The sequence below is a fragment of the Proteus cibi genome, from assembly GCF_003144405.1.
Classification (GTDB): domain Bacteria; phylum Pseudomonadota; class Gammaproteobacteria; order Enterobacterales; family Enterobacteriaceae; genus Proteus; species Proteus cibi.
Genome location: NZ_PENW01000008.1, coordinates 30,366 through 43,170 on the forward strand (window position 1 = coordinate 30,366; position 12,805 = coordinate 43,170).

The window sequence follows — 12,805 nt, forward strand, 5'->3', positions numbered from 1 at the left end:
AACAGTCATGAACTTATGGCAGAAATTAATCATGCGTCGCTTGTATAACGAGCAACACGGCGAGGGAGGTGAAGGCGGTGGCGGTGCAGCAACGGAACCTACTCAGGAAACATCAGCAACAGATAAAAATGAGCCACCAGCAAACGGTGATGATCCTAAGAAAAGCACTGAAAAAGAGAATGGTGGAGAACAGGGGAAGCCGGCTGATAAGAAAAATGATGCCAATGAACCAGATGTAGGCGCACCCGAAAAGTATGAATTTAAAGCACCAGAAGAAGGGCAAGAACTTGATAAGGGTGCATTAGAAGTCTTTGAGCCGATTGCTCGTGAGCTGAATTTAAACAACGAACAAGCGCAAAAACTGGTTGATGTTTATGGCTCTAAAATCATGCCAGCGATTAATAAGCAACTTGCTGAAGGTTGGCAAAAACAGACAGAGCAATGGGCTGAAACTGTTAAAGCAGATAAAGAGCTTGGTTCCGATGAATCTATCGGTGCGGCACAAAAAGCAATGGATAAGTTCGGTTCACCTGAACTGAAACAGTATTTAGAAGAGTCAGGACTAGGTAACCATCCTGAGCTTATTCGTATCTTTGCCGGTGTTGGCAAAGCAATGTCAGAGGACGGTCTTGTCACTGGCAACAGTAACGGCAGTAAAAGTGCTGCTGATGTTTTATTTGGATAACAAAGAGGAAATAACATGCCTGCTTTAACTCTCGTTGATTGGGCTAAACGACAAGGCCCTGACAGCAAGCAAGCGAAGATCGTCGAATTGCTGAATCAGTCTAATGAAATTCTTGATGATATGGTTTTCGTTGAAGGTAACTTACCAACGGGTCACCGTACAACCGTTCGTACCGGTTTACCATCTGCAACATGGCGCTTGCTTAACTATGGTGTACCACCAAGCAAATCAACCACAGCACAGGTTACTGATGCGATTGGTATGCTTGAAACCTATTCTGAGGTTGATAAAGACCTAGCTAACTTGAACGGGCAAAAGAATGAATTTCTATTGTCTGAATCAATTGCATTCTTAGAGTCAATGAACCAGCAAATGGCTGAAACAGTTATTTATGGTGATGCTACGGTTCATCCTCAGCGCTTTACGGGTTTAGCTGCACGCTTTAACGATATGAAAGCAAAGAATGCAGTCAACATCATTGATGCTGGTGGTACTGGCAGTAACTTAACTTCTGTGTGGTTAGTGGTATGGGGTGAAAACACTGTCCACGGTATTTTCCCTAAAGGTTCTAAAGCAGGTTTAGAGCAAAACCATTTAGGTGAAGTTACTTTAGAAGATGAGAACAAAGGTAAATACCAAGGCTTTCGTACTCACTTCCAATGGAAAAATGGTATCTCAGTTCGTGACTGGCGTTATGTTGTCCGTATCGCCAATATTGATTTATCCAAAATTGGTAAAGATCCAGAAAAAGCGGACACACTCGATTTGCCAGACTTGTTTATTCAAGCAATTGAGAAGATCCCTAACCTCTCTATGGGGCGTCCTGTTTTTTATTGTAACCAGCAAATCCGTAGCTGGATGCGTCGTCAAATTAAAAACAGCAAAAACGTCAATATTTCTATGGCAGAAGTTGCCGGTAAGAAAGTTGTTTCATTCGATGAAATTCCTGTTCGCCGTGTTGATGCCATTCTAACGACTGAAGATCAGGTGAAATAAGTTATTGCGGTGTCGTTTAACGGCTCCGCTAACTTTCATTTATTTGGAGATAGTCAAAATGATTTTAGATAAAGAAACGCTTTTTTCACTGGATCAGGCGGTTACTGCATCTGCTGTAAGTAAGCAAGTTATCGACTTAACGCCAGTGCATGGCGCATTTCGTGATATCGGTATTGGTGAGCCATTAGAGCTGTTTGCACAAGTGACTGAACAGGCTAAAGCAGCAGGTGAAGCGACTGTTCAAATTAAGTTAGAAACCGCGACAGATGATAAATTCTCTGATGCTAAATCTATCTTTGAATCTGTGGCAATGCCAATTGCTGATTTAAATGCAGGTAAACGTATTGTGGCGAAAGTACCTCAAGGCGTTCTGAAGTATCTGCGCCTGCAATATGTTGTTGTAGAAGGGCCATTAACGGCGGGTAAGTTCACTGCGGGTATTAACATAACTGTTGATGCTCATCCTATTTACGATGCTGTAACTCAATAAGGTGTGACATGTCACGATATAAGGTTTTAAAAAAATCATTTATCGCTGGGCGTCTACTTGAAATCGGTGAAGAGGTTGAGTACGACGGTATAGCTGGCGATAACTTAGCGTTAATTGGTGGCGCTGATGCTCGACTTAATACTCATAGCGTGGCTGATGGGGCTGGTGATAATACTGATGAAGGCATAAGTAATATTGCTGTAAGCGGTTCAGGTGTGGCGATTGACTCAAGCCTTGATGCGCTTCGTGAGCAATATACTCAGCTATTTGGTAAAGCACCTCATCACAATATGGGCGCAGATAAAATGCGCACCGCAATAGATGAAAAGCGGAAAGAACTTGGGGTTTAACCCCCGATGATAAAGGGGGCGAAAGCCCCTTTTTTATTTTCTACTTGAGCCGAGAGATATCCAATGAAACTAATCAATCTAAAAACCAGCACAGAAACTTATGAAAATGCCAAAGGTGAAAAAGAAACTCGTGAAGAATATCCATACGGGCTACGTATTTCACTTGAAAACGACACAATAGAAAAATTAGGGGTTTCTATTCCTGATGTTGGTGAAAGTATTGAGCTGTCTGCTGTTGCCAAAATACTGTCTAAATCTATTAATGAACGTGAAGGTAAGAAGTCAGTATATGTAGAGTTACAAATAACTGATCTGGCTTTAGGTGCAGGCGACACAAAATCAACGGCAGATGTTCTTTTTGATGGGGGTGAGTAATGGCCTCTGAAATTGAGATTTGCAATATTGCATTAAGTCGTATTGGTAATAGTCGTTCAATTAATAGCATGACTGAAGCCAGCAAAGAAGCCGTTCAATGCAATCTTCATTATGCGCAATGCCGTGATAGTGTGCTGGCCGATTTTCCTTGGAACTTTGCGACTAAAAAGGTGGCATTAGCCAATACAAATAATCCCCCGCCTAATTGGGCGTATGCCTATCGCTATCCTAATGATTGCTTAAAAGCCATTGGTATTGTCGAACCTTATCAAAAGTACCGTAGACCAGATACAGCAATCCACTTTCATGTTGGTTCAGATGAAAATGGTACTGGTCGATTAATTTTTACTGATCATCCAAGTGCATGGCTTGAATATGTTGCACGTATTACTGACGTCAATATGTTTGATGCGTTATTTAAAGATGCACTGGCATGGCGTTTAGCGGCTGAATTGGCTCGTCCATTGGCATCAAATGCGGGTATTGGTGGTGAGGCATTACAAATTTATCAAGGTGTTATTAAAAGTGCGGCCGCACATTCATTAAGTGAGTCAGCAGAGCCAACTGATTATATGGATGAGTTTACACAAGCGAGGTTGTCATAATGCCATTTAGTCTTATTCAACCTAGTTTTTCAGGCGGTGAAATTGCACCAAGCCTATATGGGCGTGTTGATCTTGCAAAGTATTCAACTGCGCTGCGCAAGTGCCATAACTTTATTGTTCGTCAATATGGTGGCGTTGAGAATAGACCAGGCACACGATTTATTGCTGAAACAAAGTATCAAAATAAGAAGTCTCGCCTTATTCCTTTCCAATTCAGCACCGTACAAACCTATGCGTTAGAGTTTGGTGATCGTTATATTCGCGTATTTAAAGATGGTGGGCAGGTTCTCTATGCTGATGGTGAACATAAAGGCGAAGTGTTTGAATTATCTACACCTTATAAAGAAGCTGATTTGTTTGATTTGAAGTATACGCAATCAGCCGATGTTATGACGATTGTTCATACTGATTACCCACCAATGGAGTTACAGCGTTACGATCATGATGATTGGAAGCTAGTCTCCGTTGAAACCAAGAACGGCCCTTTTGAAGATATAAATACCGATAAGGCAATGAAAGTTTATGCCAGTGCAAGCACGGGGCAAATTACGTTAACCTCTACGCATGATATTTTTGGTAGTGAGCAAATAGGTAAACAGTTCTATTTAGAGCAACGTGATATTGATGCGGTTCCTGTATGGGAAACAGATAAAACAACCAACCTCAATGATCAACGTCGTGCTGACAGTAACTACTATCGTGCCAATAGTGGCGGTAAAACAGGAACACTAAGACCGTCACACACGGAAGGAATGAGCTGGGATGGTTGGGGGGGTGATACAGGTATTCAGTGGGAATATCTGCATAGTGGTTTTGGTATCGTAAAAATTGAAACTGTTAGTGAAGATGGCAAAACAGCCACAGGAAAGGTGATCTCTTATATTCCATCCAATGCTGTTGGTGAAGACAACGCCAGTCATAAATGGGCGCGTGCAGTGTGGAATGATGTTGATGGTTATCCAAGCACCGTTGTTTATTATCAACAACGTTTATTCTTCTCCGGCTCTCGTGCCTATCCACAAACGATATGGGCAAGTCGTAGTGGTGACTATAAAGACTTTGGGCGCAACAATCCTATTCAAGATGATGATCGCATTATTTATACGTATGCAGGTCGTCAAGTTAATGAAATTCGCCATTTGATTGATGTTGGTTCACTGGTTGCCTTAACTTCTGGCGGTGAATATCAAATCACAGGCGATCAGAACAAAGTACTTACACCTTCCAGTTTTTCAATGTCATCACAAGGTGCTAACGGTTCAAGTGATTTACCGCCAATCTCTGTTGCGAACATTGCGCTTTATATACAAGAGAAAGGTAGTGCTGTGCGTGATTTATCGTATTCCTTTGATGTTGATGGGTATCAAGGCACTGACTTAACTATGTTGGCAAATCACCTATTTCAACGTCACCGCATTGTTGATTGGTCATTTACTACGGTTCCGTACTCTATTGCATGGTGCATACGTGACGATGGGTTAATGTTAGCTTTAACCTATTTAAGAGAACAGCAAGTTTTTGCATGGGCGCCACAATCGACAGAGGGTAAGTTTGAGTCAACGTGTTCGATCAGTGAAGGCAATGAAGACTCTGCTTATTTTATTGTTCAGCGTACAGTAAACGGTAAACAGGTTCGGTATGTAGAGCGATTGGCTAGCCGTTTATTTACTCACACAGAAGATGCTTTCTTTGTGGATTCTGGCTTAAGTTATGACGGTAGAAATACTGATATATCACAAACAGCAACTATCACTGGTGGAGCGGGTGAGTGGAACTATCAAGAAAACTATCAATTAGTGATTTCAGGCAATCCGGTCTTTAGTGCTTCTGATATTGGTAGTGCCGTCAATATTCCTTATTTTGAAGATAATGAGCACAAAGAGCTTCGCTGTAAGATTGTTCAATATATATCTGCAAATCAAGTGGTTATTTCTGCTAATCGCAATATTCCACCAGCATTACAAAATACGCCCACTACTGAATGGAGTATTTCCCGCTATCGCTTTGCTGGCTTAAATCATCTTGAAGGTAAGACAGTTAATATTCTTTCTGACGCTAATGTTTCACCACAGGCTATTGTCACCAATGGCGCAGTGGAAATTGATACACCATCAGCCGTAGTACATATCGGATTACCTATTACCAGCGAATTAGAAACGCTTGATATCCATATCAATGGGCAAGAAACATTACTTGATAAGAAGAAACTCATTAAGGTTGCCAGCTTAATTGTAAATAGTAGTCGGGGTATTTGGGCTGGTACTGAAAAAGAACGGTTATATGAGTATCCTCAGCGTCAATTCGAGTTTTACGACAATCCTGTTGATGATGCCACAGGTATTGTTGAAATTAATTTAGATGCAGATTGGAGCAAAAACGGACGTGTCTTTATTAGACAGGTTGACCCGTTACCGTTAGCGGTGCTCTCTGTTATTCCGCGTATTGATGCTGGTGGTTTCTAATATGAAAAAACATCATGTACAAATTATTTCTGCCACTCATGAACATATTGTTCGTTTATTGCCATATGTAAGACAAGCTGATGTTGATGAGTTCTACGCTATGTCAATGCAAACACCTGAACAGGTATTACGGCATGGCTTATCTGTTTCTACTAAATCTTATGCCGGCATTATTAATGATGAGGTGGTGACTATTTTTGGTGTTGCTTCTGGCTCATTACTTACTGGTTTAGGTGTTCCTTGGTTGGTGGGAACTGACTTATTAGAGCAACACCAGAAAGCCTTTCTACGGCGCTGTAAACCCATTTTAAAACAGATGTTAGGGCAATACCCAACACTGATGAATTATGTCGATGAACGTAATCATATTGCTAAGGCTTGGCTCCATTGGTTGGGGTTTCAGATTGAAGAAGCAAAGCCAGCAGGTTTACTTCAGTTACCTTTCCATCGTTTTACATTGAGGGCTAAATAATGTGTGAACCAACAACATTAGCGGCAGCAGTAATTGGTACTTCTGCATTGCAAGCATACGGACAATATACCGATGGTAAATTTCAAGCATCAGTGGCCAATCAAAACGCCAAAATTAATGAAGATGCCGCACTTGATGCGATCAATAAAGGCAACGCTCAGGCTCAAGAACAGCGTAGACGCACTCGCCAATTAGCGGGTACACAGGCGGCAACAATGTCAGCCAGTGGCATTGATTTAAGTACTGCAGGTGCTTTAGATATTTTGGGTGATACTGCCGCAATGGGTGAGCTCGATGCGTTAACTATGGTTAATAACGCTTCACGTGAAGCGTATGGCTATCGTATGCAAGCTGAGAATGATCGCCTTAATGCAAAAATGGCAAGACGCTCAGGCAATATGGGTGCAATGACAACGTTATTAACAGCACCTATTCAAGCTTATGGCGCGTATCAGTTGGCTGGTGGTACATGGAGTCCATTCGGTGGTGGTGGCTCAGGTGCTGCGAAAGCGGGTAAGACATTTGCTAAAGCACCAAAAGGATTTTAATCATGCCAAAGGTACCTACATACGATAATAGAACGGTTATGCCTGAGCAGTTACCAAATAATGGGTTTTCTGTTCAATCATCACCTGATACTTTTGGCGCTGGCTTTGGTCGTGTTGGTGAGCAATATGTTGGTTTATTTGCAGAAGTAAAACAAAGAGCCAATGTTGCACTAGCGCAAGATGCACTATTGCAACTCCAAGACCATGCAGATGATCTGTTTAATAATCCTCAAACGGGTTTATACACGAAGCAAGGTAAAAATGCAGTTGGTCAATCTGATGAAATAATTTTCAATATAGAATCAAAAGGGCAAGAGTTAATGTCACAATTGCCTGAAGGTTCACAAGAAGATTTTCTTAAACAATTTAATGTGATTAAAAGACAGTATGCTAATCAGACTAAATCTTATGAATTAAAAGAAGTTCAATCATTTGAAGCTAGTCGGAATGATGGGATTGTCACTGGCTATGCAAAAAATGCTTCTGATAGTTTCAATAATCCTCAAGCTTTTATTAGTTTTATGACATTGGGGCAACATAGTATTGTTGAATTCAATCGTGCTCGTGGTATTAGCGAGGAAGAAATTTCAGCAAAAGTAGATAATTTTAACAATCAAGTTGCTTGGACTGCTGCACAGAATGCAATGGCAACTGATGCTATGGGAACATTTAATGTAATAGGTGAACCATCAGATATTGGTGGTGTTATTCGTGTTCCAAGTAATACATCAAATAGTTCTTCTGATCCTGATGATAGAAATGGAAGAAATAATAATCCGGGTAATATCAGAGTTTCTGATAACAAATGGGAAGGGCAAATAGGAGATGATGGTGAATTTGTTCGTTTTGCCACACCAGAGCATGGTGTACGTGCTTTAGGTAAAAATCTACTTACTTATCGCAATAACGGTATTGTTACGATAAACCAGATAATTAGCCGTTATGCGCCAGAAAAAGATGGCAATAAAACAGATAAATATATTGCTTTCGTCTCAGATAAATTAGGTGTTGATCCGAATATACCGATTGATGTTAGCAATATCGAAACGTTGAAGAATATCACAACAGCTATTATGCAAATGGAAGGAAAGCATAGTGTTACAGACGATCAAGTAAACACAGGTCTTCAAGCTGCACTAGGGTTTACTAGGTTACCACAACCAGAGGCGTCACAATACCAAACGCAAAGTAGGCAAATTACTAATACTAATAGCCCATGGTGGAATCTACTAACACCTATGCAGCAATACCAAATCAGAAAACAAGGTGAAGCTGCGCAAAGTGAAAGAAGAAAGCAGTATTCTGATGAAATATCTTCAATTAATAAAAATATTTATGCTGCTACAGATGAAGGGTTGCAGCCTACAAATGTTCCTAGTGAAGCTGCTTATACCAGAGCGTATGGGGAATATAAAGGTCTTAAAGCCTATGCGGAAGTGCAAGAACAATTGAAATATGGAAGCATAATTGCTGCAGCAAGAGAGGTTAGCCCTGATAGCCGCTCTGATATTTTAGAACAGAATAGACCTAAAGACCCTAACGCTCCTAACTTTGCTGCTCAACAGCAGAGATATGAAAAGATGCGTATTAAGTTCAATGAGTTTGATAAAGCATGGGAAGCTAATCAAGGTGCTCAAATGGTTTCAAATGCAATTAATTATGGCATTCCACTTGATCCAAGTAGCAAAAGTAATAAAGCAGCCACCGATAGTTATTATGCATCTCATTTTGCTAACCTTAATTTAAGCAATGAAGAACAGGTAACAGGTGTTCTTAAGCTAGTTGGAAATACAGGGATTATTCCTACGCAATTATTATCCCATCTTAACGCTGCCGCTGTTACCCAAGATGCAAAAACAGTGTTGCCTGCCGCTGACTTTGTTAGTCGATTATATGAAACAAACCCAACAGCAATAACAGGTATGTCAAAAGAAAAGCAGGCATTTTATTTAAATGTTAAACAATTTAAGGATGCTGGGGCTAGTGATGATGAATCTATCAAAATAGCTTTTGATCAAGTTTATAATCAAACCGATGCCGTAAAAATTCAATTGGCGGATGAAAAAAAATCAAATGGATATAAGAAAGAAGTATTAAATGCGGCGGAAAGTTTTATAAATGAACGTAAAGAAATTTTTAGAATTGATCCATCTGCAAGCGATGAAACTCCTGAGGCTAAGGCATTTCTTCGTGATTATAAACTGCTTTATGATGCCAATTTTGATAAATCAGGCGGTAATGCAGATACAGCAAAAAAAATCACTCATCAACAAATTTCAAACAGATGGTCGATCACCGAAATAAACGGCAAAGCAGAATTAATGAAATATGCTCCAGAAGCATTGCATAAAGGTGGGCCTGATGGATGGCAAGCGAAACAATGGGAAGAAGAGAAATGGAAATTAAAATATGGTGAAGAACGTAAAAATAATCAAGATATAGGATTCAGAGTAAATAACACAACAGGAGGAATTGATACTTCAGAGAATAAACCTAAACCCATAGTTGATGGTGAAATTATTTTAGTTGTCGATCATAACACACCTAGAAATGGTGATTATGCCATCTTTATTTCTAAAGAAGATAAAAACGGAATACCAACTTTACAGCCTTATTATGATGAATCAGGTTCTAAAATAAGATATAAGCCTGAATTAGAGAGTTATAAGCCATATCAAGATTTACTTGCAGAAGCCGCTGAATATGAAATTAAGCAAGATGCTAAAGGTCAAGCAAGGAGAGCATTCTATGATCGTCATGATGAGTTTGATAAGCAGTATGAACAAGCTCACGAGCAACGTATTGAAAGGCAAAAAGAGCAATTAAGTAGTTATTTTTCTTGGGGAGGTAACAAATAATGCCAATTTATCCAACACCTGATAATTATGAAAGTAGCTTTAGAGCCCCAACTAATGCTGGCTTTATTTCAGAACATGAAGTTGGAATTAACCCAAAACCTCAAGAAGAAGGCCCATCAGTGATGGGCGCTGCATTTAGGCAGTATAATATACTTTCAGGGTTATTTAATCCTGCGCCTGATTTTGAAAGAGAGGATGATTATAACCCTTACAATGATCCTAATGAGTTAGATGGTTACAGAATGTGGGCTACAAAATTCGCAGACTCACGTTCTCCTCAAGAAACCGCATGGATAAAGCAACAAATAGATAATGAAAATCAGGATAGACAGCATTTAGCTGAATCAGGTTGGCAAGGTACTCTAGCTTCTTTCACTGCGGGGTTATTGGATCCTATAACACTAGGAAGCCTGTTGATTCCAGGTGCGCAAGGAGGGCTTATTGCAAAAGCATCTACTACCGCAGCAACGGTTGGTCTAAGCACTGCAGCTAGTGAGTTTATATTACATCAGCAACAATACACTAGAACATTTGAAGAAAGCGTAATACATACAACTGCAGGTGCTATTTTGGGCGGTATGGTTGGTAGTGCTGGCCACTTGATAAGCGCAGAGGTAAAAAAGAGAGCTACTAATGAAATTGGTAACTCATTGGCTCAATCGCTCTCTGGTGGTAGTGTTGGCGCTCAAAGGGTAGCAGAAACAACATTAGCTCAAGAAGCAATGAAAGGACCGAATTGGGCTAATTCTGTCATGAAAATGACACCGATCGGGCGTTTAATGGATTCACCAGCCGTTACCTCTCGTAGAACAGCACAGTTATTAGCTGAAAATAATTTCACAACAGCAAAGAATCTTGAAGGAATTGCGACACCTGCAGCTGTTGAAACTAAAATTAGAATGTGGTCACGTAATGAAGCTGCAGTCATTATAACTACTAATAGTGGCTATGCTAAATATCGTGCTGCTGGTGGAACAGGCAGACGTTTTAATTTTGCTGTTGAAGTGACAAAAGCAATGCGTAGAAATGATACAAGTGCAAACCCTGTTGTTCAGGAAACAGCTCGTGCACTGCGACCTGCTTTAGATAATGTGAGGGCTGAATTACAAGCTGTGGGTCTTTTACCAAGTGATTTAAAGCTTATAGGTGGCATGAGCTACTTCCCTCGCTTGTATCGTGTAGGTGAAATACTTTCTAGACGAAGCGAATTTAAAAAAATATTAACGGACTACTGGTCAAGAAGCGAAAAGGTAGTTTTGGAAGACTTAGAAGTTGCTGCTGATGAAGTAATTAACAAAATTACTGGAGCCATGAGACCACAAGACTATGCCAATGCTTTTTCAGTTAAGCTACCTGGCTCAACTAAATCTCGAACTTTAGCGATACCTGATGAATTAATTGAAGAATTTTTGGAGAATGATGTCCGCTATGTTTTGCAACATCATATACGAGATGCTGCTCCTAATGTTGAGTTAACGCGTGCTTTTGGTGAATCTTCGATGGAGCGAACAATACGCAGCATCGAGGATGAATATGACGAACTCATGAAAGGTAATCCTTCGGTACTAAGAAAAGAACTTGAAACTAAATATGCTGATAAGAAAAATAACATGTCAGAAAAGGAGTATTTTAAATTTATTAATCAAGAGCTTGATGCAGCACAAAAAGAAGCTATTCAAGCGCTAGAAAAATCAGGTGAAATTAGACGCTTAAGTAAGTTGAAGCTACGTGATGTAGAAGACATCATGGCGATGAGAGATAGGGCTTTAGGTGTCTATAAACGTCCTGATAACCCTTCAAATGCATTTATTCGAGCTGGTAATGTTCTGCGTAATCTCAATTTCTTAACTATGCTTGGTGGAATGACTGTTTCAGCAATCCCTGATGTTGCTCGTGCCGTTATGGTCAATGGCTTTAGTAAAACATTTAACGTTTATGGTAAATGGTTATCTCGTAGTGATGTGTGGAAAGCTGGTAAGGAAGAACTAAGAAAAATGGGCGTTGGTCTAGATGTATACTTATCAGACCGTAGTCGAGCAATAGCCGATTTGACAGATGGATATGCTCAACGTAGTGCTTTAGAGTCTGGTTTAGATTATATGACTGGTAAATTTGGAAATTTGACTCTAATGAATCAATGGAACTCTTTCCATAAGACAATAAATGGTATAAATACTGCGGATATTATTCTAGGGTCTCAGGCTTCTAATGCTAGGCTAGCCAAGCTAGGTATTGATGAAAGCATGCTGGGCCGTATTCAACAACAATTTGCTAAACATGGTGAAACAGTTGATGGACTGCGTATAGGTAATAGCAGTAAATGGGATGATCCTGTTGTTCGTGGTGCTTTTGAATCTGCCGTCATGAAAGACGTTAATAATACAGTTATAACTCCTGGTATTGGTGATACTCCATTATGGTCTAGTGGTCTGTTTGGAAAACATATATTCCAATTTAAATCGTTTATTTTTGGCTCATTTAATCGTGCAACAATAAGCGGAATACAGGCTGGAGATGCTCATTTTTATTACGGAATGGCTCTGCAAATTATGCTGGGTTCATTAACTTATGCGATTAAAAATACATTAGCTGGCAGGGATGTCGATTGGTCACCTGAGAAACTTATTATTGAGGGTGTTGATCGCTCAGGTATATTAGGTCCATTAATGGAATTTAATAACATATTAGAGAAAGCCAGTGAAGGAACAATAGGGTTAGGTCCAGCGCTAGGCACCGGTACGCAATCACGCTACGCTAGTCGTGGTCTTGTTGGTGCCACTGCAGGTCCAACATTTGGTACATTAGAAAACTTACGTGAGATATCGAGTGGCATTCTAAGTGGTAACTTTGATGATGGTCCGATCAGAGCAGCAAGACAAATAATACCAGGGCAGAATCTGCCTTACTTTGCTCCGATACTTAATAAAGTTGAAGAAAATCTGAAATAAATTTATTAGAAAGCCG

11 protein-coding genes are annotated in these 12,805 nt (G+C 40.1%); all 11 read left to right on the forward strand.

Annotation, left to right across the window (positions count from 1 at the left end; genetic code table 11):
- Window positions 1-7: 7 nt before the first annotated feature.
- The 11 genes from DK865_RS02775 (at window position 8) to DK865_RS02825 (ending at window position 12,789) form a co-directional block, all read left to right on the forward strand.
- Window positions 8-685 (forward strand): peptidase, encoded by a 678-nt coding sequence (locus DK865_RS02775; protein WP_109391232.1) that lies wholly within the window; start codon window positions 8-10, stop codon window positions 683-685.
- 15 nt (window positions 686-700) lie between these two features.
- The gene (locus tag DK865_RS02780; protein WP_004243350.1) at window positions 701-1,681 is read left to right on the forward strand and encodes a major capsid protein; all 981 of its coding nucleotides are present in this window, start codon (window positions 701-703) and stop codon (window positions 1,679-1,681) included.
- 58 nt (window positions 1,682-1,739) lie between these two features.
- Window positions 1,740-2,171 (forward strand): Bbp16 family capsid cement protein, encoded by a 432-nt coding sequence (locus DK865_RS02785; protein ID WP_109391137.1) that lies wholly within the window; start codon window positions 1,740-1,742, stop codon window positions 2,169-2,171.
- A gap of 8 nt (window positions 2,172-2,179) precedes the next feature.
- A complete protein-coding gene (locus DK865_RS02790; RefSeq protein ID WP_109391138.1) occupies window positions 2,180-2,521 on the forward strand; it encodes a hypothetical protein in 342 nt (113 codons plus the stop codon).
- Window positions 2,522-2,584: 63 nt separating this feature from the next.
- The gene (gene gp10 / locus DK865_RS02795; protein WP_004243343.1) at window positions 2,585-2,896 is read left to right on the forward strand and encodes a capsid staple protein; all 312 of its coding nucleotides are present in this window, start codon (window positions 2,585-2,587) and stop codon (window positions 2,894-2,896) included.
- On the forward strand, window positions 2,896-3,501 hold the full coding sequence (locus tag DK865_RS02800) for a hypothetical protein (protein ID WP_109391139.1): 606 nt from the start codon (window positions 2,896-2,898) through the stop codon (window positions 3,499-3,501). Before gp10 ends, DK865_RS02800 begins: the two co-directional genes overlap by 1 nt.
- Window positions 3,501-5,963 carry a hypothetical protein gene (locus tag DK865_RS02805; protein ID WP_109391140.1) on the forward strand — a complete coding sequence of 821 codons (2,463 nt, stop codon included), beginning with the start codon at window positions 3,501-3,503 and terminating at the stop codon, window positions 5,961-5,963. Before DK865_RS02800 ends, DK865_RS02805 begins: the two co-directional genes overlap by 1 nt.
- A gap of 1 nt (window position 5,964) precedes the next feature.
- Window positions 5,965-6,435, forward strand: a complete 471-nt coding sequence (locus tag DK865_RS02810; RefSeq protein WP_228407719.1) for a hypothetical protein — start codon at window positions 5,965-5,967, stop codon at window positions 6,433-6,435.
- Complete coding sequence (locus tag DK865_RS02815) at window positions 6,435-6,983, forward strand: hypothetical protein (protein WP_004243338.1); 549 nt, start codon at window positions 6,435-6,437, stop codon at window positions 6,981-6,983. The genes DK865_RS02810 and DK865_RS02815 overlap by 1 nt, the downstream gene beginning before the upstream one ends.
- A 2-nt stretch (window positions 6,984-6,985) precedes the next feature.
- Complete coding sequence (locus tag DK865_RS02820) at window positions 6,986-9,841, forward strand: hypothetical protein (protein WP_109391142.1); 2,856 nt, start codon at window positions 6,986-6,988, stop codon at window positions 9,839-9,841.
- Window positions 9,841-12,789 carry a hypothetical protein gene (locus DK865_RS02825; RefSeq protein WP_109391143.1) on the forward strand — a complete coding sequence of 983 codons (2,949 nt, stop codon included), beginning with the start codon at window positions 9,841-9,843 and terminating at the stop codon, window positions 12,787-12,789. Before DK865_RS02820 ends, DK865_RS02825 begins: the two co-directional genes overlap by 1 nt.
- The last annotated feature ends 16 nt before the right edge of the window (window positions 12,790-12,805 follow it).